We start from the raw sequence: 23,750 nt of genomic DNA, 5'->3' as shown, positions 1-23,750 counted from the left end.
AACATTGAGACCATCGAAATTTTTGTACGGGAAAGATATTGTTTTAAATATTCCAATATATTAAAATTGTATGAGAAGAGAAATATCGAAAAGGGGAGATTAAAATGATAACGTGGAGGGAAGAATTTCGCTTAGGCGTTGAAGAAATAGACAAACAGCATAAAAGGATATTTGATATTGCTAATGAAGCATATGACCTTCTAAAAGATGAGTTTCATTTGGACAAGTATGATCGTATTGTTGATATAATCAAAGATTTAAAAAATTATGCCGTATATCATTTTGATTATGAAGAAAATTATATGAAAAGCATAGGGTATAGGAAGCTGCTTTCACATAAGGTATTGCATGATGACTTCAAAGAGAAGATAAACAACATAGATTTGGACAAGGTAGATGAAAACCAAGATGAGTATATAAAGGAAATTTTAAACTTTGTTGTTGATTGGATAGAAAGCCACATATTGAAGACAGATAGACTTTATGCAGAAAAAGATTTAAAAAAGTAAAAGGTGGTATCAAATGATACCACCTAAAATTTTATTTTAAAGGCGTAAATGGGCAGTAGCCTATTTCATCGCATCTTTTTTTCATGTCGCTCCAAAGATTATCATCAGCTATAGCTTCATAGGCTGTTGGATATAGGATATAATTTTCTTTAAATATGTGATCTCTCATGTTAAATACGATATAGTTTGATAGCTCATTTACTCTATTTTTAAAGTCTGTGAAGTCAAGGAAGTTGACGCTGTTTGATAATTCAACTAACATCCTTTTTCTTAATCTTATCTCATCATGTTCAAGCCGCATTATTCTCGTTGGACCTGTTATGCCGAGATTTTCTAGTTCGGGGAATAGCACATCTTCTTCTCTTTTATGATGTTTTTCAGCGCTTAAAATGCCTTCAGCAGTATTTTTAAGATCGCTGAATATTGCCACACTTTCTTCATCTGATTTCATTTTCTGTATTTTAGAGTTTAACTGTTCCAGTCTATCAAGCAATTTAAGTATTTCATCATGCTCTTCTATAAACGTATTTAATACATGACCTTGTGGCAGTGATGCCTTTAAACCATTTAACTGTCCTTCTAGCATCTCTATGTGAACAGAGCAAAGACTTCTTAATTCTTCTGCTTCAATTCCTTCATCGACTAATTTCTGCTCAGCTAAAGACAATTCTTCAGCAGTAAGATCCTCTATTAACTCTTTCGCTTCATTTTTAACAGAGTCAGGATCTTCATTATTGTTTAACCTCTTTAAGATATCTGCTAATTTATCAATCTTATTTTCCATAATTAACATCCTCCTTTTTCTAGTGATAGTATATCAGAACGCATATTAAAATAATGTGATTTAAATCACAGTAAAATGATAGGAATAAATATTTTTTATCCTGGCAGTTTATTTTTTGAAATGTTTGTTTTAAAATTTAATTGAAAGCTTGTATTCCGCCATAAGACAAAACACATAAGCTTTAGGATTTTGATACCTCTGTCGGTTTTGGTAAACATGTTGTCTTTTTACTATGTGTACAAGCTAATTTTAGAGCTATGATTTTTTATATGTAAAAACAGCACTGTTTGTTTTAAGAACTATTTTTGCTGTGCTAACATGTAATTCACATTGACAACAATTGAAATTCAGTTATTAACAAACTTATCCACAATATCCACAGAATATGTATCAACACGAACAAGGTATAATGTGAATAAGCGAATTCTTGAAAATTTTAGGAGCGTGATAAAATGGAATACGTCGGTGATTATCAGGCAGAATTAAGATATCTTAATAAGACTATCGATTTTATCAAGAATGAGCTTTATAAGTTGAGACAATTGCTTATGATAGAGGAGTCAAATCTTTTGGAATTAAGAAATGCAGTTATGGAAAATGCTCCTAAGGTTCCCAGCAATTTTGACAATCTTGTAGAAGTGAATCCATATTTGATGGAGATTAAAAGGCAGACGATGTACTACAATAATACATTGAAAGAATTAAATATATTTAATAAAATGCTTGATTCGCCGTATTTTGGAAGATTCGACTTCGTCGAAGATGGATCAGACGAAAGAGAAAAAATATATATTGGTTTGCACACTTTAAGAGATCCAAATACATTTGATATACTTGTATATGATTGGAGAGCGCCTATATCAAGCATATTTTACCAGTTCGAAAAGGGCAGGGCTTATTTTATAGCACCTGACGGCATTGTAGAAGGAAATGTAGTGTTAAAAAGGCAATATACCATCAAAGATTCTAAGCTTAAGTATTACTTTGACTGTAATCTGGTGATCGATGATGAAATACTAAAAGAGGTATTGGGTCGAAATTCGACAGCTAAAATGAGGACGATTGTTGAGACGATACAAAGGGAGCAAGACCTCATTATAAGGGACACAGACAGCGACATTTTGATTGTACAAGGTGTTGCAGGAAGTGGGAAAACGTCAATAGCACTCCACAGAATAGCATATCTCTTGTACTTTGGAAGAGATAAAAATTTAAGTAAAGATAATATACTTATAATTTCACCGAATAATATATTCAGCCAGTATATCAAAAATGTCTTACCTGAGCTAGGAGAGGAAAATGTAAATCAGATTATTTTTGAAGATTTTTTGAAAGATGTTTTAAGCGACAGTGGAATGATAGAGGAAAGGTCTCGATACATCGAGAGACTTGCTTCAAATGAGGATAAAATAAAAGCTGATTCAATAAGATTTAAAGGCTCTTTGGAATTTGTCAAGATCCTAGACAGGTTTGTATCATACTATGAAAGAAAAATGATTGAGTTTACAGATATATATTATGATGGAAAAGTCATTTACACGAGACAGGATTTAAAAAATGAATTTTTAAATAACAAGATGAATCGGCCTATACAGAAAAGACTAGAGCGAATAGAAAAAATGATATTTGAAAAAATTCATCTCTTAAGGCAAGAAAGGATTTCAAAGATTGAGAAATTCGTTGGAAATTATAAGGAACATGAGTTTGAAGTAAAGTCTTACAGCCGACTTTTATCCATAAAAGAGATGAAGGCAATTAAAAACCAGATAAGCAGTTTTACTCAAATAAACTACTTTGATGTTTATAAGCTGTTATTTTCAAATATGGATCTATTAAAAAAGCTTTCACATGGGATAAATTTGCCAGAGGATATAGATGAAATTACTGACATGACGTATAAATCGTTAAAAAATGGATTTATAAGCTATGAAGACTGTGGCCCTCTTTTGTACTTGAAGTGCAAGATTGAAGGATTTAAAATCGATAAAAGAATAAAACACGTAGTTGTAGATGAAGCACAGGATTATCCACGTATCTTTTATGAAATTTTCAAATTAATATTTGAAGGTGCTAAGTTTACTATATTAGGGGATGTCTTTCAGACACTGGATAGAGAAGTAGACGTTGCTTTTTACGATGTAATAGAAGATGTTTTTGAAGGAATGAAAGTCAAAAAATTTTTCATAGAAAAAAGTTACAGGTCGACTTATGAAATAAATGAATTCAACAGAAAATTGCTTAAACACTCTCCAAAAATAATACCATTTGATAGGCATGACGAAAAACCACGTTTAGTCCAAAAAAATAGCTTTGAGGAAATATGTAATGTTATGCTTGAAGATATAGATATGCTTTTAAGTCATGGGTATAAGACTATTGCAGTGATCTGCAAGACGAAAGATGAATTGAAAGAAGTCTACAGCATGATGAAAAATAAGATTGATTTAAGAATTTTAGATTCAAGCGATGAAGAAATAGTAGAAGGCGTTAATGTTATTACGCCGTATGCTGCAAAAGGGTTAGAATTTGATGCAGTGCTTGTTTTTAACGTATCGAAAGAAAATTATAAAACTGAATTTGATAGAAGACTTTTGTATGTTGCATGTACGAGGGCACTGCATAGGCTTCTTATATATTCTGTAGGTGAAGTTACTGATTTTATAAAAAATTTTTATTCATGTTAGATTCAAAGTAAGTGCTGAATGATTTTATCTTTTAGATAAATTTGCTATAATTTATATAATAATCAAGAACGGGGTGGTTTTATGACAATATTGAAAATAAACACGCATTCTAGAGAATCCATGATAGATATAACAGAGGAAGTAAAAAGCGCGATAAAATCAAGCGGCATAAAAGACGGAATTTGTACTGTCTTTGTGCCCCACACAACGGCTGGCGTGACAATAAACGAAAATGCCGACCCTGATGTAAAAGATGATATTATTAGAGGATTGGATGAAATTATTCCCAATATACGTTTTAAGCATATGGAAGGCAACTCAGATGCACATATAAAGTCGGCTTTGGTAGGTAACTCTGTCAATTTGATAGTAGAAAACGGAGAAATTCAGCTAGGAACATGGCAGGGAATATATTTTTGCGAATTTGATGGTCCTAGAAGTAGAAAAGTATATATAAAAGTAATATAAATTGTAAAAGGGGGATAATTGTTGTGACTAAACAATATATAAATGAATTGATAAAAGATTTGAGAAGAGTCGTAATATACAAAAACGTGCTTAGTGACGATACAGTTAAAAAATTTGTTAAAATTTTAGAGTTTATATCTGATGGAAAGCCGGATGTAGATGGCGTATATAAACTGTATAGCGAATTGTATTCTGAGTTGACGAAATACGCTGTAAAGAACGATATTTACAACGGCATATGGAAGTCAAAAATTAATGATTTAGTAAAAGTTGATGAAAATATTTTTAGCCTTTTATCTGAGAAGTTTGGACAAGACATGATAGATAAAAGGCTTAAAATGGCGGCAGAAAAAGAGTTAGAAGTCTTAAAAAAAATTGCAGATGTAGACTTAGCAGAGTACATGAAAGAGTACATATCTTTCAATATGCCGCCCTGGGAAAATCTTATTATTTCACTGAAAAATAATACTGAATATATACTAGATTATAAGACTGTAGATGAGATAATCGAATATTATAATAAAAATGGTTGCGGTCTATTCAACAGATATAGAGCATTTAGATGGCATAACGGAAAACTTATAGGCGTTGAAAATCCTGATCCTGTGGAATTTGATGATCTTGTAGGATACGAAGAGGAGCATAGAATTGTCATAGATAACACGGATGGATTTATGAGAGGACTTCCTGCGTCAAACATACTGTTGTATGGGGATAGAGGAACTGGTAAATCATCTACTGTGAAGGCTGTGCTTAATATGTACTACAAAAAGGGCCTCAGACTGATTGAAGTAAGTCGCCAAGATATGATGGATCTAAACAAGATAATAAATATTATAAGCAGCAGAGGACTGAAATTTATCTTATTTTTGGATGATTTATCATTTGAAGAAAATGAAACTGAATACAAAATATTAAAATCTACGCTGGAAGGTGGTATTGAAAAGCTTCCTGAAAATGTAATTATATACGCTACATCTAATAGAAGGCACTTGATAAGAGAGTATTTAGATGACAGTGTTCAAAATGAGCTTCATTTGATGGATACAAAAGAAGAAAAGTTGTCGCTTGCGGATAGGTTTGGAATTACTATTACGTTCATGTCCCCAAATCAGGAGGGATATCTAAAAATCGTAAAATCACTGGCTCAGAAATACGGCATTAGTTTAGACATGGATACATTAAAAAGTGAATCCCTTAGATGGTGCGCATGGCACAATGGAATGTCACCTAGATCTGCAAAACAGTTTATTGATTACATAAGAAGCCGTTAAAAAAGGATTTCTTTAAAGAAGTCCTTTTTAAATTTTTATTTTTTAAAAATATTTTCGACATATTTCACCATTATAGTGTATTAATCTGGTTGATTTGTTTTCATAAAACAAGGAAACTGGCTATTTATGTGATGTTAAATGTTTACAGCTGAAAAATTATATCATTTTCTGTCGATAAAAAATATTCTAAAAAAAGAAGGATTTTTGAGGGATAAATAGAATATTATAATAGAATTTTTACATTAATAGTAAATCTTTGATAAAAATTTAAAGCTTAGAACGAATTAAGGAGGTTCTAAAAATGTATTACAAAAGAGTAATCGAATTTGTATCGACAATAAACTATGGCGACAAAATGATTGTGCGAAAGTATGCTGTTGTAAAATCAAAGGTCAATGTATTTAACGGTGGCGAAAACGTCGAAATTCCTTCCTTTGGAATCGAAATTTCAGAGCAAGTAGTTTCGGAAAACACAGTTGAGGCAGAATTTGGAGATGCTGTAGTACATGTAAGTCCATATAAAGACAAAGTTGAAGCACTAGCAAAGAAATTCTGTAGTGAGGACTTGTCACCATTGCACTTATCTGACATAATTGATGATATGTACATTGAGTACATAGCAGATTATGATGAATATGCGAAGGAATGCAAAATTGCTATATGAGGGCTTTTGGCCTTCTTTTTTTATTTTATTTTTCAGTTTATAATATACAGTAATAAAATAATTATGGAGATGATTATATGAAGATTGTTTCAAATAAAGAAATGAGAGAAATCGAATCTATAGCTATAAATTCATTAGGAGTGCCGTCAATATGTTTGATGGAAAATGCAGGGCGAGCTGTTGCAGAACATGCTAATGAATATTTAGCGTACAATAATAAAAAAAATGTCATCATTTTATGTGGCAAGGGAAACAATGGTGGAGACGGGTATGTAGCAGCAAGATATCTATTTAACAGCGGGTTTGATGTGAAAGTTTTTATTATAGCCAGTATGGGGACAATTACAGGAGATGCTAAAAAAAATCTTGACATAATAATTAATATGGGAATTTTTGTTGCTGAAATAATGCAAAAAGAGCAGCTAAAATTTTTTGAAAAGAATGTCAAAGAATGCGATTTAATAATAGATGGATTATATGGCACAGGACTTGATAGAGAGATAACAGGTATAGGCAAAGATTTGATAGAAATCATAAATGGATCTGGAAAGTACATTATATCTATCGACATACCATCCGGAATAAATGGAGACAATGGACATGTGGAAGGATATGCGGTAAAAGCTAATAAGACGATAACGATGCAGTTTATGAAAAAAGGTATTGCCGTATACCCTGGTGTAGACTATGCAGGTGATGTTATTGTCGCAGATATAGGTATACCCAAAAACTTGATTGATAGCTTTAATTGCAAATATCATATAGTTTCACAGGAAGATGTGAATTTGCCTAGAAGAAGTAGAAATACACATAAAGGTGATTATGGAAAACTTTTGATTATAGCTGGTTCAAAGAATATGACTGGAGCTGCAGCTTTGTGCGCCACGAGTGCTATAAAAACTGGCTGTGGAATTGTCAAATTAGCTGTTCCAAGAACTATTCAGCCTATCTTACAGGAAAGTTTAAAAGAGATTATAACATACGGTGTAGATGACAAAGATGGGACATTCTATATAGGTTCAGTAGAAGAAGTTTTAGATCTTTCAAAGACGGTAGATGCGGTGGCGATAGGACCGGGGCTTTCTAATAGTGTGGATGTAAAAGCTTTTGTAAAAGAAATAATATTAAGAATAGATAAACCAATAGTACTGGATGCGGATGCTCTGAATGTTTTATCAGATATGGTAGATATCATTTATGGTAAAGACATTATTTTGACGCCTCACATGGGGGAAATGTCACGGATTTTAGGTATTTCTATCGATGATATAAATAAAAATATATATGATACGGTAGAAAAATTTGTTGATAAGTATAAAGTAACACTTGTGCTTAAAGGTTCAAGAACAGTAATAGGAAGTAACACCGAAGGCATATATATAAATTGTACAGGGAATCCTGGTATGGCAACGGCTGGCTCTGGAGATGTTTTAACAGGAATGATTTCATCTTTTTTGGTTCAAGGACTGACTTGCATAAAAGCAGCAGTATACGGCGTATTTTACCATGGGAAAGCAGGCGATATGGCGGCAGACAAGTATGGAGAATATGGTTTAACTGCCACAAATATTATTGAGCACATTCCGTATGCTATGAAATTGTGAAGAGGTGATGTGATTGAAGAGACTTTTATTAGTGTTTTTGCTTATGATGACTATTGCATTTACAGGATGCATGAAAAAGTCTCATGTAGATGTGTCTTCTAATATAAAAAAGTCTCTTGATAATTTAAAAAGTTATACGTCTGATGCAGATGTTGAATTGCATAACAACAAGAATGTGAAGAAGTACAGCATGAAACAGTTTTATAAAGATGGTAGATATCGCATGGAAATATACGATGAGTCAGATAAACCTGATAAAGTTATTGTGTTTGATGGAAATAGAAGTTATGTTTATTTTTCGAAAGTTAATCAGACTTTTATCGAGGACAATAGCGACAATATCCCAGCTTATTCTCTTTTTGCCTCATTTGTGACTAATTTTAAAAAGGCTGGAGAAATAAAGGAAGAAGATGGAGAAGAATATTATAGAATTGACGTTCCTATCCCTGATGGGAATACTTTCATGTATAATGAGGTTATGGAGTTTTCGAAAAAAGATTACAAACCATCATCTTTGAAGATATACGATATAAAAGGAAAGCTTTTTGCTGAGATAAGATACAAAAATTTTATGTATAATCCTAAGCTAGAAGATGGACTTTTTACTCAAAGCGATATTTCTACATTTAGTAGATATATGAATATACAAAATGATTTATCAATAGATATAAAAGATGTATATAAATATACAGGTATAAATCCGGTATTTCCTGAATATATGCCGAAAAATTATGTACTTGTAAATGTCAGTATAGATATGTCAAATAATAATGCAATTAATTTAACATATCTAAGTGGTAATGATATAATAAAAATTGTTGAAAGTGTTTATACTTTTGACGGAAAAGGCTTTGAAAAAAAGAAGAGTGGAAATATTACGTATTATAAAAAAGGCAATCGATACGTCGTTGACAGAAATGGGCTTATAATTGATGTGTTTTCTAATGGAAAAGTTAGTTCTGATGAAGTGTTGATGATTTTAAATTCTTTAATATAATTTGGAGGTATATATGTTTAACTTATATAGGCCAACATGGGCAGAAGTCAATCTTGACAACATAATTCACAATTACAAGGAAATTAGAAAAATAACAGATAAAAAGGCTGGAATAATGGCTGTTGTAAAAGCAAATGCGTATGGACATGGTTCATATGAGATATCGAAAGAATTAATTAAATGCGGTGTTGATTATCTTGCGGTTGCAACACTCGATGAAGCACTTGAATTGAGAGAGCACGGAATCATTAAACCTATATTAATATTGGGATACACACTGCCAAAGTTTGCAGATGTAATTGTAAAGTATGATATAACACAAACTGTATTTGAGCTAGGCTATGCAAAGGAAATTTCAAAGGAAGCGGTAAAGCAGGGGAAAACTGCAAAAATTCACATAAAAATTGATACTGGCATGGGACGCATTGGTTACAACGATATGAATAAAGCGTGTGAGGAAATTGTGGCCATGACTTCACTGGATGGAATTTATATAGAAGGCATATTCAGCCACTTTTCGTCATCTGATGAAAGGGATAAAGAATACACTATGCGGCAATTTAAAATATTTAATGATCTTACGGATCGATTAAAAAGAAGTGGAATAGATATCCCAATAAGGCACATTGCAAATAGTGCTGCAATATTAGATATGCCTGAAACTCATCTAGACATGGTAAGGCCTGGCATTATATTGTATGGAAATTATCCATCGGATGAAGTTAATAAAAAAATCAACTTAAAATCAACTATATCATTGAGGTCCAGAATTGTGTATATAAAAGATGTTCCTGAAGGTGAGTATATAAGTTACAACAGGACGTACAAGACAAGCAGAAAAAGCCGGATAGCCACGTTGCCTATTGGCTATGCAGATGGACTAAATAGACTATTGTCAAATAATCACAGTGTCATAATAAAAGGTAAATATGCGCCTATTGTGGGGAAGATATGCATGGATCAATGTATGGTGGACGTAACGTCAATTGAAGGCGTAGAAGAAGGAGATGTTGCCACCATCATGGGTGAATCGGATGGCAAAGTCGTAAGTGCAGATGAAATAGCAAACAAATTAAAAACTATTTCTTATGAAGTATATTGTGGAATATCTAGAAGGGTACCAAGAATATATATGTTTAATGGAGAGATAACAAAAGTAGAAAATTATTTAAAATGTTAAATATTATGTATAAAAATAATAAAGATTGACATTAATATATATAGCAGTATATAATAAATTATATAAGTGTGTTAGGAGGTCATAATTGTGGGCGAGACAAAAAGAATACTCGTCAGTTTGCCTGAGAGCTTACTGGAAGAAGTTGATGTGCTTGCTGCTATGGAAAATAGAAACCGCAGCGAATTTATAAGGGAAGCTATGAAGCTGTACATCAAGGAAAGAAAGAAGATGAAAATAAGGGAGAGCATGAAAAAAGGGTACCTTGAGATGGCGGCAATAAATGCTGAACTTGCGGAATTGGGCCTAACCGCTGACAATGAATGTTTTAACGGATATGAAAGAAAATTAAAAAAGTGTGATTGATATGATTATAAAGCGTGGAGATATTTTATATGCAGATTTAAGCCCTGTGATAGGCTCAGAACAGGGTGGTGTTAGGCCCGTACTTGTTATACAAAACGATATCGGCAATAAGTACAGCCCTACAGTTATTGTATCAGCAATAACATCTCAAATAAACAAGGCGAAGTTACCAACGCATGTTGAGATAAATGGGACGGAATACGGTCTTAATAAAGATTCTGTTATATTATTAGAACAAATTAGGACTATCGATAAAAAGCGGCTTAGAGAAAAAATAGGTCATTTTGATCAAGAGATGATGGAAAAAGTGAATGAGGCATTGCAAATAAGCTTAGGGTTAATAGATTTTTAAAGGACTAAACAAAGTGATGTCCTTTTATTTTTGTGCTTTTTAAAATATTTCGTTAAGTAATTGTTGTTGAAAATGGTAGAATTTAAGTATAGAATAAAATAAGAGGAGGTTTACAAAGTGAAGAAAATTTATGCATTAATATTAATATTTGTTGCAATAATAGCTGTACTTGGAATAGTTTATGCGGATTCAACTCAAGACCCAGGAAGCCAACAGGATCCATTGGTGACTAAAAGCTATGTAGATAGTAAATATGATGATTTAAAAACCTATGTAGATGGCAAAATTGGTGGTGATACTACAAATAGTTATGATATAGTTGAGTTAAATCCAGGTGAAAGCATTACCCTATATCAGGGCTCTGAAGCAATCGTCAGAACAGATAATTCCTCAACAATTGTTACAAGCACTGATGGTGTTTCAGATTTGACAGGTGGCAAAGATTTAAAAAATAATGCTGTGATACCAGCAAATCATCTTTTGCTGTTTCCAAGATCCGATGGCAGGGGAATAAAAGCGAAAAATTATACGATCGTGGTAGTTATGGGAAAATACACAAAAAATTAAGATGCGCTTTTAAAGCGCTTTATTTTTTTCTAAAATATGGTATTGCCCAACGTTGTATTTAAGTGATATAATTCAAGTGATACAAATAACTAAAAGAATAAAGGAGCGATATTCTTTGAGCCTGAAAAGAATACTGGTGTTTTTTGTAGTTCTATCATTAGTTGTATCTGTAGCTGTAGACATATCCAGAATTAGTGTTGAGAATAAGTACAATACAGTTGAAACTGTAGCAGATCTATACAATTTTGAAAAGTTAGCGTCAAATACAGGGTCCAGCATACAAGACGTATTAAGTGAATTTAAGGAAAATGGCTTAAAAGGCGTTGCAGTGCCTGAGGTTACATTGAATAGACTTCAAGAGATTGGCAGCATATCACTTTATAAGCTGTCTGATGTAGAAAATATTTATAATCTAAAAGACAGTACAGGTAATATAGCCTTAAATGAGTACCTAAAAAATTTAAGTGACAGTCAAAAAAAGGTGCAAAAAGATTACATCGTTGTAGCTACAAATGACTCTAAGATATATGAATTTTTAAAATCATCTTTAGGGAAAAGAGTGCCAAGCAATAAATTAATTGTGCTTGAAAAAGACAAGAATTTTGCATTTATAATCAACGAGGACATGGATACTTATGCAGATCAGGGTTTAGGGTTTAACAAAGATGATTTAGATATGGTAAAATCATTGGGATTTGATATTATACCGAGAATAGAGAATTATAACGGCGTTAAGGATAAGGATATTCAAAGCTATATAGATCTTTTAAAACAGTATGATGTCAAAACAGTCATATTTGGTGGCAATGATGTTTTGGGAAATCCTGATAAGATATCATACGCTGCATCTTTGTTTAAGAAGAATGGTGTGGCTATAGGCATAATCGATACACCTATGGGCAAAAAACTGCAAGCTGGCACAGAGAAATTTGCAAAATTTGATGATTACAGAGGTGCTAAAATTTACGGTTTATCAGAGGCGGAAACAGATAAATACGATGCAAATGGCATAGTAGATAGGTGGTACAGGTCTATTATTGAAAGAGATGTAAGAATAGTATACATTAGAGCAAAGGTAGATACTACAAAGACTGCTGCATTTAACATGAAACAAAATATATCCATGTTGAAAGATATAAACAATCTTATACAGTATGCTGGACTAAATTTAGGGATAGTAAAACCGTTAAGTCCAATTCATCAATCAAAAATAATTGAAATCTTGATTTCTCTTGGCGTAGTTGCAGGTGGAGTGCTTTTGCTGATGCTTTTTGGGCTTAAAGATAAATATTCTATTATACTCACTACATTAGGCGTTTTATTTACAGCATTTTTACTTTTAAGCAAGTACAACGATCTTGGTGTTAAAGCTGTAGCATTGATGTCGTCGATAATATATCCATCATTGGCTATTGGATATTTTATAGAAGAGAGCAAAAAGATTATTGAGAATGGTGACGATAGCCATTACGTAAGAAATTCTTTGTCTATTTTCTTTAAAACTGTTTTGATATCTTTGATCGGCGGTTTAATAATAGCTGCAATAATGGCAGACAGCAAGTACATGCTGAAACTAGATTATTTTAGAGGTGTAAAACTTTCATTTACAGTTCCTGTTGTTGTATATATAGCATATTACTGCTATAAAGTATGGGATATAAATACATTTAAGAAGCTTTTAGATGCTTCTATAAAAATTTTGAATACTGAAATTAAAATTTGGCATGTCCTAGCCGTTTTAGTTGCAGGTGTTATAGGCGTTATTTATATTTCAAGGACAGGTAATTCACCTGTTATAAAGCCTACTTCTATAGAGCTTAAATTTAGAAGTTTACTGGAACACTATCTTGTTGCAAGGCCGAGGACAAAAGAATTTTTAGTAGGTTATCCGGCTCTGATATTGGCCATATATGCAGCAAAAAAGAAATCGAAGCCATTGAATTTCATTTTTGGAATCTTTGCATCAATTGGAATATTATCAATGCCAAATACGATGAGTCATGTAGAGAGTGTCCTTAAAATAGCACTGGAAAGGACAGTTATAAGCTGGATTTTTGGAGTAATAATAGGGGTAGTTGCTTTAATTGTCCTAGATTCAATAGTCAAATATATAAACAAGAAAAAAGTGCTTCATTGATTTGATTAGTTTTAAAATATGTTATTTTGCCATGGAGGTATAGATAATGAAAATTTTGATATCGGGCTATTATGGCTTTGAAAATACCGGCGATGATGCTGTTTTGGAATGCATTATCGCCGGGTTAAGAGAAAAGGGCATAGATGATATAACAGTGCTTTCAAATACACCTACTAATACATCGTTTAGATATAATGTCAAATCTGTATACAGAAATTCATTTAAAGAAGTTTTTAGTGCCATAAAAAATACGGATATATTGTTAAGTGGCGGAGGAAGTTTAATACAAGATATTACTAGCAGCAAAAGCTTATGGTATTACCTATCGATTATTTTTTTTGGAATTTTATTAAGAAAAAAGGTATACATTGTGGGACAAGGGATAGGACCGTTAGAGCACAAGTACAATAGACTGTTATCCAGATTCATTTTAAGAAGGGTTGATTTGATTACAGTAAGGGACAAAGATTCTATGATTTTTTTAAAGGAACTTAATATCGAGAAAAATGTTATCCTTGCTGCAGACCCTGTTGTAGATCTTGCCCCTTGTAATGAAGAAAGGTTAGAAGAAATATTGAGAAATGAAGGAATAGATAAGGAAAAGTACATAGTTGTATGTACTAGAGAATGGGGCAATAACGAGCTATCAAGGGTAGAGTTGGCTAAAGCTGTTGACGATATATCAAAAAAATACAATTTAGAAGTGGTATTTTTGCCGTTTTATTATAATAAGGATGACGCTGAAAGCGAAAAAGTAGCAAATTACTTAAAATCGCCTTATAAGATAATAAAAAACAAGTATGAACCTAAAGAGATATTGGGTATAGTAAAGAATTGTCAGTTGCTTATTGGCGTAAGATTACATTCGTTAGTATTTGCTTTGGTAAGCCTTGTTCCTTTTATAGGTATATCTTATGATCCGAAGATAGATGGTTTTCTAAAGTCAATAAATTTAAAATCTTTTAAGATAGATAAATTTTCTTCTGATGAGCTGGTTAATTATGCAGAAAGTATTTTAGATAATAGAGATAATTTTGTTGATAATTTGAAAATCCATCTTGAAGAGCTTAGAAAATTGTCTGATAATAATTTTAATATATTTGACAAATCTAAATGATGGGGTGTAAAAAATGGCTGATAGATTTGTAATATTCGGTGTACCAATAGATAAAGTTACGATGAAAAATGCAGTTGATATTGTAGAAAATTTCTTATTGGAGGACAGGCTTCACATTGTTGCGACTCCAAATGCTGAGATTGTAATGATGGCACAGAATGATGACGAATATAAGGAAATATTAAATAAAACTGATTTGAATGTTCCTGATGGCAGCGGTGTTATTTTTGCATCAAAGATATATAAAGAGGAGTTGCCAGAGCGGGTTGCTGGATTTGATCTCATGATGGAATTGATAAAGATAGCATCGCTGAAGCATTATAAAATATATCTTCTTGGTGCTAAAGCAGATGTTGTAAAGGGTGCGTATCTAAATTTAAAAAGCCGATATCAGGGTATCGATATAGTTGGGTTCCACGATGGATATTTCAGCGAAATAGATGAAGAAGAGATTATAAATGATATAAACGAAAAGAAGACTGATTTGCTTTTTGTAGCATTAGGGGCGCCTAAACAGGAAAAATGGATTTATAAAAACAGGAATAAACTGAATGCAAAAGTAGCAATAGGCGTTGGAGGTAGTTTTGATGTAATTGCAGGTAAAGTTACACGTGCACCTGAGATATATAGGAAGTTAGGACTGGAATGGTTCTATCGTTTAATGAAAGAGCCTTGGAGATATAAACGCATGATGGCACTGCCCAAATTTGCAGTTAAAGTGTTCTTTTCGAAAAAGTCTTAATAGTATTTAGCATAAAGTAAGAAAGGACAGGTAATTGTATGAGCCAAAAATTAAAAAAGATTATAATTGATTTTATATGGATTACAATAGGAACGTTGCTTCTTACTTTGTCCCTTGATTTATTTTTGATACCGAATCAAATTGCGCCAGGTGGTGTAAGCGGACTTGCCATCGTTTTAAATCATATTTTTAAATGGCCTGTAGGAGCAGTGACGCTCCTTATTAATATTCCTCTTTTTTTGATATCAATAAAAGTCCTGGGTTCTGTCTTTGGTGCTAAAACATTGTATTCAACACTGCTTCTTGGTGTTTCGATTGATGCGCTGGCATTTTTGAAGCCATTGACACATAATGCCATGCTTGCTGCAGTGTACGGTGGGCTTATTATGGGTTTAGGCCTTGGAATCGTTATAAAATACGGTGCGACGACAGGAGGCACCGATCTGGCAGCTATGACTCTACATAAATACATACCATTTTTAACAGTTGGAAGAATCCTGTTGATTATAGATTTCATAATCATAGCATTGGCTGGAATTGAGTTTAGCCCTGAACTTGCCTTATACGCACTTGCAACAGAATTTATTGCTATAAAAGTTATAGATGTCATACAGGAAGGAACAGATTACGAAAGGATTGCTATAATAATTTCGGATAAATATGACGAAATAAGTAAATCTATATTGTACGACATGGATAGAGGAGTAACTGAATTAAAAGGAGTTGGAGGATATTCTAAACAAGAAAAAAATGTTTTGCTTGTTGTAGTAAATAGAAGCGAAGTAACAACACTTAGAAATGTCGTTAAAAAAATTGATCCTAAGGCATTTGTTATTTTATCAACTGCTCACGAAGTTTTGGGAGAAGGATTTAGAAACATGTGATAAATTTTTAGGGACACAACATTTCTGTTATGTCCCTAAAAATCATCTATCAAAATATATGTTTTTACCTGTTGCTGATAGCGGTATACCTACTACAATTTCACCGTCAATTAAATTCAATCTCTTTGCACTGATGCCAATTCTATACATTATTCTATTGTCGACATTCAGCATGCTTGCTGTCTTAACAGCAGATCCAATTGCTATTCCCAGATCTATAAGCCTCCATGCACATATCGGACCGTCAAATTCCGTTCCTTTTTTGAAGTCAGGTAACTGGTCGCATTTGTTGTAACCGCATGCGCCACAGTTGAGGCCTGCTTTTTTAGGTTTGTTTAAAGATATAAGCAGGACGGCACCAGACCTTTCAACATTTTTTCCATCTCTGTCGAAGTTTTTCTTTCCGGATTCAGTACCATATTTTACCATATCTTCATTAAGTCTTTTCAAATCGTCACCAGTTACAACTTTTGTTTCAATAAAATCTTGACCAGAAGCTTTCGGCGCTGTTCTTGCTGATAATGACATAAGTTCAGCAGCTAATTCAATAACATCCATGATAAGCTATTAAACCTCCTTATAAAAATTGTTTATACAAGAGGTTGACTCTTCTACCTACGCGAAGAAAGTTAGCCCCTAAGTATTTTGCTACAAATATATTTTTATTTAGTAATAAGTTTAAAAAATATATAACAATGTATTATGTATGAACTTAGTTATGCCTAAGAAAATTATACAATAAAATCTTTGTATAACAAAATAATTATTAATTTATGGCTACATTAATTTTAAAAAGTTTTTATAATTATAGCTTACAACTTAAATTTTTTTATTGACATATACAAAAGCTATAGGTATAATAATATTAAATAATTTATACTTTAAAGTGACAGAGCAAAGACGCTCTAATATATGAGGTTAATCTCACATATTAGAGCGTTTATTTTTATAATAATGCGATGATGCATTATTTGTGACACATAGGTAGTTTTTAAAGCAATTACCATATATGATTGCTTTATAGTAAAATACTTTAAAAAGCAAAGGTGCTTTATCTTGCAGATAAGCACCTTAATTTTTTAATAAAGGGGGATGGTTAAGTTGAAAAGATATGGAAGTTAAATTTTTTAACAATTTATATTTTATGAGAGGGGTTGAGAAGTATGGAAAATTTAACTTTGGATTCATTAGCAGTTGCTATCGATAATGTATGGGTATTGGTTGCAGCATTCTTAGTATTTTTCATGCAAGCAGGTTTTGCTATGGTGGAAACAGGTTTTACAAGAGCTAAAAATGCAGGGAATATTGTTATGAAAAATTTAATGGACTTTTGTATTGGTTCTTTATTCTTTTGGGCTGTAGGATTTGCGTTAATGTTTGGTAAAGATGTAGGAGGATTATTTGGAAGCTCTGGTTTCTTTCTTAGTGGAAACTTTGATCACCTTGGTCTTAAAATACCTATAACTTCATTTTTAATTTTTCAAACGGTTTTTGCTGCTACAGCAGCAACTATTGTGTCAGGTGCTATGGCTGAAAGGACTAAATTTATTGCATACTGTATATATAGTGCAGTAATCTCACTAATAATCTACCCTATCGTAGGCCATTGGGCATGGGGTGGAGGCTGGTTGTCTAAAATGGGTTTTATAGACTTTGCTGGTTCAACTGTTGTACACTCAGTTGGCGGATGGAGTGCACTTGTAGGTGCAAAAATTATTGGACCACGAATCGGTAAATATACAAAGGATGGGAAGGTTAATGCCATTCCCGGTCATAGCATTACTCTCGGCGCATTAGGTGTTTTCATATTATGGTTTGGATGGTTCGGATTTAACCCGGGAAGTACACTTTCTGGTACTACTAATATGATAGGTCACATAGCAGTAACGACAAATTTGGCTGCGGCATCTGGAGGGGTAGCATCTATGATATTTACATGGTTAAAATACAAAAAACCTGATGTTAGCATGACTTTAAATGGAGTATTAGCGGGTCTTGTTGCAATAACTGCAGGAACAGCGGCAGTAAATCCAACATCTTCTGTTATCATTGGAGCACTAGCTGGAATATTAGTAATAGTAGCTGTAGAATTTTTCGATAAAGTGGTAAAAATAGATGACCCAGTAGGAGCTATATCTGTACATGCAGTTTGCGGTGCATTTGGAACAATAATGGTTGGTTTACTTGCAACTGATGGGGGGCTATTTTTTGGTGGAGGATTAAAACTTTTAATCACACAAATAACTGGCGTTGTTTCAGTATTTGTTTGGACAATACTTACTACAACGATACTCTTTAGTATAATTAAAGCTACAGTAGGTCTTAGAGCGTCGTCTGAGGAAGAAATTGATGGATTGGATTTAGGAGAACATGGTTCTGTAGCATATGGTGATTTCATGCTAAAACCGCAAAGTATAGCAGAAAGATCAATTAATTCGTAACTCAAATTATATTTTATGGTATATAGATAAAAGTCTGAAACATGATGTAGAAGTTAATTAAAAGTTTCAAAACTAGTAATATAGAAAATGGAAAGTATTTATATTTGTGTAGGTTCACCACATTTGTTGGAATTGGTTTACTGCCATATTCGACACTTATGGTGAACTTTCTTTTTTGCCTATTAAAAAACTTTAAGCATTAAGTTAGAATATGGAATACATCCTAATGTATATACATCAATATAGACAATAGTTTTTACAAGTGTTAAAATATTATTAAATTTATAAAAGGGGAAATATAAATGGATAATAACATTTTAAATGAAATAAATGATTTGAAGAAAAAGCGAAACGCGATTATATTAAGTCACTTTTATCAAAGGCCAGAGATACAAGATATTGCTGATTTTATTGGAGATTCATTGGAGCTATCGAGAAAAGCGGCAGACACAAAAGCGGATGTTGTAGTATTTTGTGGTGTTCACTTTATGGCTGAAACTGCTAGTATACTATCACCTGACAAGATAGTATTGCTTCCTAATATAGGTGCTGGTTGTCCAATGGCTGAAATGGCTGATTATGAAGGACTAAAAAAATTAAAGGAAGAGTATCCTGAAGCTTACGTCGTAAGCTATGTCAATACAACAGCAGATGTTAAAACATTAAGCGATATATGCTGTACATCTGCAAATGCAGTAAAAGTTGTAAATACTATACCTAAAGATAGAGAGATAATTTTCGTACCTGATAAAAACTTGGGCCGTTATGTGGAAAAAATGACAGGTAGGAAATTGATATTGTGGCAAGGATATTGCAACACACATAATAAATTGACTGTTGAAGAAGTTCTCTTAACCAAAGAAAGATATCCCAATGCAAAAGTTATTGCGCATCCTGAATGCAGAGAAGAAGTGTTAGATATTGCAGATGGAGTATTTTCTACGTCTGGAATGATTAAATATGTTGCTTCAAGTGCTGTAAAAGAATTCATAATCTGTACTGAAGATGGTATACTTCATCAGCTTCAACAAAAATATCCGGATAAAAAATTTATATTGCCTTCCAATAAGTTAATATGTCCTAATATGAAAAAGACGAAAATTGAAGATGTCTTATATAGCCTTATTAACATGAAGCCTGAGGTAAGAGTTTCCGATGATGTGAGAGAAAAAGCTATTATCCCAATAGAAAGGATGTTAGAAATAAAATGAGTTACAGCGTAAATTTTGATTCCAATGATATTGAAAGCTTTATAAGTGATTATGTAATAGTGGGTAGCGGAATTGCAGGGCTTAATGCAGCCTATTTAGCAAAAGATTATGGAGAAGTTTTTCTAATAACAAAAGATAAATTGTCAGATTCCAATTCGTTACTAGCACAAGGTGGAATTGCCTGTGTAATATCTGAAATTGATAGCTTCAAGTCACATATAGAGGATACAATCTATGCAGGTGCAGGTTTGTGCGATAAAGACGCTGTTGAGATTTTGGTTAAAGAGGCACCATCAAATATTAATCGCCTTCTTAAGATTGGAGTTGAATTTGATAAAAAAGACGGTAAGTTAGAATTAGGCAGAGAAGGAGCACATTCACATAATCGGATAATTCATGCGGGTGATTATACAGGTAAAGAAATAATAGATTCACTCATTGATGCTTTAAGTGGAGTAAAAATATTTGAGAATACTTTAGCACTGGATTTGCTGGTTGACGACAATACGGTAAAAGGCGTTTTGGTAAAAAACTTAAGCGAAGGTAAGTTTTTTATTGTATGGGCTAAAGTTGTGATATTGGCTACTGGTGGTGCAGGAAATCTGTTTTTAAATACCACAAACCCTAAGACTTCAACTGGCGATGGTATCTCTATTGCAGCAAGGCAAGGAGCAGTTTTAAAAGACATGGAATTCATGCAGTTTCATCCGACTGCATTGCATGGAAAAACAAGGGAAAGGTTTCTCATATCAGAGGCAGTTAGAGGAGAAGGCGGGATACTCAGGAACGAAAAAGGAGTACGATTTATGCCTTTCTACCACAAATTAAATGAGCTTGCTCCTAGAGATATAGTGTCAAGAGCGATATTAAGCGAAATTAATAAAAGCAATTTAGATTATGTATATTTAGATGTGTCAAATATTGGGAAAGATTTATTTAAAAAGCGTTTTCCTTCAATTTACAGCAAACTTGAAGAAATGGGTATCGACATTGAAAAAGATTATATACCTGTTTCGCCAGCTGCTCATTATTATATGGGTGGCATAGCTACAGATTTGAATGGTGAGACGACGATAAAGAGATTGTACGCATGTGGTGAATGTGCTTGTACAGGTGTACAGGGAGCAAATAGGCTTGCCAGCAATTCACTGCTGGAGGGGCTAGTCTTTTCAACACAGGCAGTAAATGATTCAAAAAAGTATTTAAATATTAAGGTCACTCCATCTCATTTTTTTAATAATAACAAGGTAGACAGAGAAATTGATGTTGAAGGGATAAAATATGAATTGCAGTGTCTTATGGAGCAAAATGCCGGCATAATAAGAAGTGAAAGCAGTTTAAAAGCGATGCTAAATTGGATTACGCTGCATGGAAGCATATTAGATATAAATGCAGATGACAGAGAAAAAAATGAACTTTTGAGCCTGTACACCATAAGCAAATACATGGTTATGTCTGCTTTATTAAGAAAAGAAAGTCGAGGAAGCCATTACAGATTAGATTATCCTGATAGAAATGAAGTGTATAGAAAACATATATTGATAAAAGGAGATGAAATTTATTTTGATAGACAGATTGATAGCGCAAAGGTTAATAGATAGTTATCTTCTGGAAGATTTAACATGGGGTGATATAACTACTGATATGCTTGTGCCAAAAGGCACAAAATCGAAAGGTTACGTGTACGCAAAAAATGATGGGATAATAGCAGGGATTGATGTTTTTCTAATGGTTTTTAATACAATTGACAGTGATATAGAGTATAAAAAATATTTTAAAGATGGGGAAGCAATAAAAAAAGGAGATTTAATATTAGAAACTTACGGTGATCTAAATTCATGTCTTAAAGCTGAAAGGGTCGCATTGAATCTCATACAGAGGATGTCTGGCATTGCCACATATGTAAAAAAACTTTCGGATATGATTAAAGGAACGAATGCAAGATTGACAGATACACGTAAAACTATGCCAGGATTAAGATATTTTGACAAGTATGCAGTTTCAGTAGGTGGTGGAGTCAATCATAGATATAATTTATCAGATGGAATTTTGATAAAAGATAATCACATAAAAGCTGTTGGAGGAATTAAAAATGCACTAACAAAGATAAAAGGGGAAGTATCTCATACAAAAAAAGTAGAAATTGAGGTAGAAACTATACATGAGCTGAAGGAAGCATTAAAATACGGTGCAGATATTATTATGCTTGATAATATGACCATCGACATGATGAAAGAAGCAGTTGAAATAACTAATGGTAGAGCAATATTAGAGGCATCAGGGAATATAAACGAAAGCAATATATTAGATGTTGCTAAAACAGGTGTAGATATAATATCGATAGGTGCAATAACACATTCTGTGAAAGCACTTGATATAAGTTACAATTTATAAAAATATTTTAAGTGGAACGATAACCATGTGGTGATATCATGTAAAAGTAGTAAAAAACAAGGAGCATAAGCTCCTATTTTTATATCTTCTCAAATTGATCCTTTCCTACACCACAGTCAGGGCACACCCAATCATCTGGTAAATCTTCAAATTTTGTTCCTGGCGGTATGTTTTGTGTTGGATCGCCAACTTCTGGATCGTATATGTATCCACAAACTGTGCATTGCCATTTTTCCATGTTTCTCAACCCTTTCTTTTTTATATTTGTAATTATATTATATCAGCATGCTTTACAAAAAATCAATATTGAAAATGATTTTAAGACCCATTTTAAGCTAAACGATATATTTATTATTATGGTATAAAATGTATTTAGTTTTGTATATAATTTGTATAAAAAGTAGTAGGTTATTTTCAGATTTTTGCATTTTACTCCTGCAAATTTTATATTTTATAGCATTGTATAGTATAATTAATTTAAGAGAGATTTACAAAATATTGTCTAAAATTTGAGTAAAGGATGAGTATAATGGTAAAAGATATAAAATTAGGCTTTGTAGGACTTGGTTACATAGGAACAATTCATGCTACTGCTTGTTTTGCAATGCCTTTAATTTTTAAAAAATTACCTTTCAAAGTAAAATTTGGTCAAGTTTGCAAGAATAACATAGATGACCTGCCGTATTTTTTTGAAGGTGGTGTAAAAACAATAGACGAACTTTTGCGAGATAATGATCTTACTGCTGTCGATATATGTACTCCAAACTATCTACACAAGAAGCAGGCACTTGAGGTTATGAAAAAAGGTTTAAACATTTATCTTGAAAAGCCCATCGGATTAAATGGTGATGAAGCTTTCGAATTGATGAGTATGGCAAAAGAGAAAAATGTCATCAACCAAGCGGCGCTTATGTATAGATTTATGCCTGCAATAAATCAGGCGAGAGACTTAATAAACAATGGAGAAATTGGGGATATATTAAATTTTAAAGCTTTAATGCTGCATTCTGGATATTTAAATCCTAAAAGACCTATGTCGTGGAAAATGCGATTTGATACATCTGGTGGAGGAGCAGTAATTGACTTGGGAATTCACCTTGTGGATGCAATAAGGTTTATGCTTGGAGAAGTAAAGATATTGCAAGCAAGATCAGAGACATATTTTAAGAAAAGACCCACATCAAATGGATCTGATTCGTACGAAGAAGTAGATGTAGATGACTGGACAGAAGCATATTTTAAGATGCAGAATGGTGCATGGGGGACAGTGGAGACATCTAGGATATCAGCGGATATAGAAGAAGAGACGCGATTTGAGATATACGGTACAAAAGGTTCTATAAAAATATCTACAAAGCAGCCTAGATATGCTTTTGTT

The 23,750-nt window shown here is 32.8% G+C and carries 23 protein-coding genes (1 of these 23 running past the window's edge); 20 read left to right on the top strand and 3 right to left on the bottom strand.

What is annotated here, in order from left to right; all coding sequences use genetic code 11:
• The first annotated feature begins 104 nt into the window (after nucleotides 1-104).
• On the top strand, nucleotides 105-509 hold the full coding sequence (locus Q2T46_RS05830; protein ID WP_303263868.1) for a bacteriohemerythrin: 405 nt from the start codon (nucleotides 105-107) through the stop codon (nucleotides 507-509).
• Between the two features lie 31 nt (nucleotides 510-540).
• On the opposite strand, the gene Q2T46_RS05825 is transcribed toward Q2T46_RS05830, so the two are convergent.
• Nucleotides 541-1,293 (bottom strand): DUF438 domain-containing protein, encoded by a 753-nt coding sequence (locus Q2T46_RS05825; protein ID WP_303263869.1) that lies wholly within the window; start codon nucleotides 1,291-1,293, stop codon nucleotides 541-543.
• Nucleotides 1,294-1,745: 452 nt separating this feature from the next.
• Between Q2T46_RS05825 and Q2T46_RS05820 the strand changes: the two genes are divergently transcribed.
• The 14 genes from Q2T46_RS05820 (at nucleotide 1,746) to Q2T46_RS05755 (ending at nucleotide 16,326) form a co-directional block, all read left to right on the top strand.
• The gene (locus Q2T46_RS05820) at nucleotides 1,746-3,977 is read left to right on the top strand and encodes a UvrD-helicase domain-containing protein (RefSeq protein WP_303263870.1); all 2,232 of its coding nucleotides are present in this window, start codon (nucleotides 1,746-1,748) and stop codon (nucleotides 3,975-3,977) included.
• 81 nt (nucleotides 3,978-4,058) lie between these two features.
• Complete coding sequence (locus tag Q2T46_RS05815; RefSeq protein ID WP_303263871.1) at nucleotides 4,059-4,445, top strand: secondary thiamine-phosphate synthase enzyme YjbQ; 387 nt, start codon at nucleotides 4,059-4,061, stop codon at nucleotides 4,443-4,445.
• Nucleotides 4,446-4,468: 23 nt separating this feature from the next.
• Complete coding sequence (locus Q2T46_RS05810; RefSeq protein ID WP_303263872.1) at nucleotides 4,469-5,719, top strand: ATP-binding protein; 1,251 nt, start codon at nucleotides 4,469-4,471, stop codon at nucleotides 5,717-5,719.
• Nucleotides 5,720-6,020: 301 nt separating this feature from the next.
• Nucleotides 6,021-6,383 (top strand): DUF6514 family protein, encoded by a 363-nt coding sequence (locus Q2T46_RS05805; RefSeq protein WP_303263873.1) that lies wholly within the window; start codon nucleotides 6,021-6,023, stop codon nucleotides 6,381-6,383.
• A gap of 77 nt (nucleotides 6,384-6,460) precedes the next feature.
• Nucleotides 6,461-7,987 (top strand): NAD(P)H-hydrate dehydratase, encoded by a 1,527-nt coding sequence (locus Q2T46_RS05800; protein WP_303263874.1) that lies wholly within the window; start codon nucleotides 6,461-6,463, stop codon nucleotides 7,985-7,987.
• Nucleotides 7,988-8,000: 13 nt separating this feature from the next.
• On the top strand, nucleotides 8,001-8,984 hold the full coding sequence (locus Q2T46_RS05795; protein WP_303263875.1) for an outer membrane lipoprotein carrier protein LolA: 984 nt from the start codon (nucleotides 8,001-8,003) through the stop codon (nucleotides 8,982-8,984).
• A 13-nt stretch (nucleotides 8,985-8,997) separates the two neighbouring features.
• On the top strand, nucleotides 8,998-10,164 hold the full coding sequence (gene alr / locus Q2T46_RS05790) for an alanine racemase (protein WP_303263876.1): 1,167 nt from the start codon (nucleotides 8,998-9,000) through the stop codon (nucleotides 10,162-10,164).
• Nucleotides 10,165-10,251: 87 nt separating this feature from the next.
• Nucleotides 10,252-10,527: a CopG family ribbon-helix-helix protein gene (locus tag Q2T46_RS05785; RefSeq protein WP_209454898.1), complete on the top strand. Its 276-nt coding sequence runs from the start codon at nucleotides 10,252-10,254 to the stop codon at nucleotides 10,525-10,527.
• Nucleotide 10,528: 1 nt separating this feature from the next.
• A complete protein-coding gene (locus tag Q2T46_RS05780) occupies nucleotides 10,529-10,879 on the top strand; it encodes a type II toxin-antitoxin system PemK/MazF family toxin (RefSeq protein ID WP_013297077.1) in 351 nt (116 codons plus the stop codon).
• 117 nt (nucleotides 10,880-10,996) lie between these two features.
• A complete protein-coding gene (locus Q2T46_RS05775; RefSeq protein ID WP_303263877.1) occupies nucleotides 10,997-11,446 on the top strand; it encodes a hypothetical protein in 450 nt (149 codons plus the stop codon).
• A gap of 115 nt (nucleotides 11,447-11,561) precedes the next feature.
• Nucleotides 11,562-13,583, top strand: coding sequence for a DUF5693 family protein (locus Q2T46_RS05770; protein ID WP_303263878.1), 2,022 nt, complete (start codon nucleotides 11,562-11,564; stop codon nucleotides 13,581-13,583).
• A 46-nt stretch (nucleotides 13,584-13,629) separates the two neighbouring features.
• Nucleotides 13,630-14,700, top strand: a complete 1,071-nt coding sequence (gene csaB, locus Q2T46_RS05765) for a polysaccharide pyruvyl transferase CsaB (RefSeq protein ID WP_303263879.1) — start codon at nucleotides 13,630-13,632, stop codon at nucleotides 14,698-14,700.
• A 13-nt stretch (nucleotides 14,701-14,713) separates the two neighbouring features.
• Nucleotides 14,714-15,442, top strand: a complete 729-nt coding sequence (locus Q2T46_RS05760) for a WecB/TagA/CpsF family glycosyltransferase (protein WP_303263880.1) — start codon at nucleotides 14,714-14,716, stop codon at nucleotides 15,440-15,442.
• Between the two features lie 38 nt (nucleotides 15,443-15,480).
• Nucleotides 15,481-16,326, top strand: coding sequence for a YitT family protein (locus Q2T46_RS05755; RefSeq protein ID WP_303263881.1), 846 nt, complete (start codon nucleotides 15,481-15,483; stop codon nucleotides 16,324-16,326).
• 42 nt (nucleotides 16,327-16,368) lie between these two features.
• On the opposite strand, the gene Q2T46_RS05750 is transcribed toward Q2T46_RS05755, so the two are convergent.
• Complete coding sequence (locus tag Q2T46_RS05750) at nucleotides 16,369-16,884, bottom strand: ferredoxin domain-containing protein (protein WP_303263882.1); 516 nt, start codon at nucleotides 16,882-16,884, stop codon at nucleotides 16,369-16,371.
• Nucleotides 16,885-17,489: 605 nt separating this feature from the next.
• Between Q2T46_RS05750 and Q2T46_RS05745 the strand changes: the two genes are divergently transcribed.
• From Q2T46_RS05745 to nadC, 4 genes are all read left to right on the top strand, one after another.
• Nucleotides 17,490-18,767: an ammonium transporter gene (locus Q2T46_RS05745; RefSeq protein ID WP_311062359.1), complete on the top strand. Its 1,278-nt coding sequence runs from the start codon at nucleotides 17,490-17,492 to the stop codon at nucleotides 18,765-18,767.
• 302 nt (nucleotides 18,768-19,069) lie between these two features.
• Complete coding sequence (gene nadA, locus Q2T46_RS05740; protein ID WP_303263884.1) at nucleotides 19,070-19,978, top strand: quinolinate synthase NadA; 909 nt, start codon at nucleotides 19,070-19,072, stop codon at nucleotides 19,976-19,978.
• Complete coding sequence (gene nadB / locus Q2T46_RS05735; protein ID WP_303263885.1) at nucleotides 19,975-21,579, top strand: L-aspartate oxidase; 1,605 nt, start codon at nucleotides 19,975-19,977, stop codon at nucleotides 21,577-21,579. The genes nadA and nadB overlap by 4 nt, the downstream gene beginning before the upstream one ends.
• The gene (gene nadC / locus Q2T46_RS05730) at nucleotides 21,542-22,372 is read left to right on the top strand and encodes a carboxylating nicotinate-nucleotide diphosphorylase (RefSeq protein WP_303263886.1); all 831 of its coding nucleotides are present in this window, start codon (nucleotides 21,542-21,544) and stop codon (nucleotides 22,370-22,372) included. Before nadB ends, nadC begins: the two co-directional genes overlap by 38 nt.
• A gap of 79 nt (nucleotides 22,373-22,451) precedes the next feature.
• Here nadC and rd read toward each other — a convergent pair whose 3' ends face one another.
• The gene (gene rd, locus Q2T46_RS05725; RefSeq protein ID WP_013297086.1) at nucleotides 22,452-22,610 is read right to left on the bottom strand and encodes a rubredoxin; all 159 of its coding nucleotides are present in this window, start codon (nucleotides 22,608-22,610) and stop codon (nucleotides 22,452-22,454) included.
• A gap of 288 nt (nucleotides 22,611-22,898) precedes the next feature.
• Between rd and Q2T46_RS05720 the strand changes: the two genes are divergently transcribed.
• A protein-coding gene (locus Q2T46_RS05720; RefSeq protein ID WP_303265800.1) for a Gfo/Idh/MocA family protein crosses the window boundary here: on the top strand, nucleotides 22,899-23,750 show its 5' portion. Its footprint extends 276 nt past the window's final position; only the first 852 of its 1,128 coding nucleotides appear in the window; it begins with the start codon at nucleotides 22,899-22,901; the stop codon falls past the right edge of the window.

Origin of the sequence: Thermoanaerobacterium sp. CMT5567-10 (assembly GCF_030534315.2) — a bacterium.
Classification (GTDB): domain Bacteria; phylum Bacillota; class Thermoanaerobacteria; order Thermoanaerobacterales; family Thermoanaerobacteraceae; genus Thermoanaerobacterium.
This window is presented reverse-complemented; position numbering and strand designations above follow the sequence as displayed.

Coding starts and splice junctions, on each gene's coding strand:
- Q2T46_RS05815 (WP_303263871.1), top strand. CDS start 4,059: ATGACAATATTGAAAATAAACACGCATTCTAGAGAATCCATGATAGAT.
- Q2T46_RS05780 (WP_013297077.1), top strand. CDS start 10,529: ATGATTATAAAGCGTGGAGATATTTTATATGCAGATTTAAGCCCTGTG.
- Q2T46_RS05825 (WP_303263869.1), bottom strand. CDS start 1,293: ATGGAAAATAAGATTGATAAATTAGCAGATATCTTAAAGAGGTTAAAC.
- Q2T46_RS05760 (WP_303263880.1), top strand. CDS start 14,714: ATGGCTGATAGATTTGTAATATTCGGTGTACCAATAGATAAAGTTACG.
- Q2T46_RS05820 (WP_303263870.1), top strand. CDS start 1,746: ATGGAATACGTCGGTGATTATCAGGCAGAATTAAGATATCTTAATAAG.
- csaB (WP_303263879.1), top strand. CDS start 13,630: ATGAAAATTTTGATATCGGGCTATTATGGCTTTGAAAATACCGGCGAT.
- rd (WP_013297086.1), bottom strand. CDS start 22,610: ATGGAAAAATGGCAATGCACAGTTTGTGGATACATATACGATCCAGAA.
- Q2T46_RS05830 (WP_303263868.1), top strand. CDS start 105: ATGATAACGTGGAGGGAAGAATTTCGCTTAGGCGTTGAAGAAATAGAC.
- Q2T46_RS05750 (WP_303263882.1), bottom strand. CDS start 16,884: ATGGATGTTATTGAATTAGCTGCTGAACTTATGTCATTATCAGCAAGA.
- Q2T46_RS05745 (WP_311062359.1), top strand. CDS start 17,490: ATGGAAAATTTAACTTTGGATTCATTAGCAGTTGCTATCGATAATGTA.
- nadA (WP_303263884.1), top strand. CDS start 19,070: ATGGATAATAACATTTTAAATGAAATAAATGATTTGAAGAAAAAGCGA.
- nadB (WP_303263885.1), top strand. CDS start 19,975: ATGAGTTACAGCGTAAATTTTGATTCCAATGATATTGAAAGCTTTATA.
- alr (WP_303263876.1), top strand. CDS start 8,998: ATGTTTAACTTATATAGGCCAACATGGGCAGAAGTCAATCTTGACAAC.
- Q2T46_RS05800 (WP_303263874.1), top strand. CDS start 6,461: ATGAAGATTGTTTCAAATAAAGAAATGAGAGAAATCGAATCTATAGCT.
- Q2T46_RS05805 (WP_303263873.1), top strand. CDS start 6,021: ATGTATTACAAAAGAGTAATCGAATTTGTATCGACAATAAACTATGGC.
- Q2T46_RS05755 (WP_303263881.1), top strand. CDS start 15,481: ATGAGCCAAAAATTAAAAAAGATTATAATTGATTTTATATGGATTACA.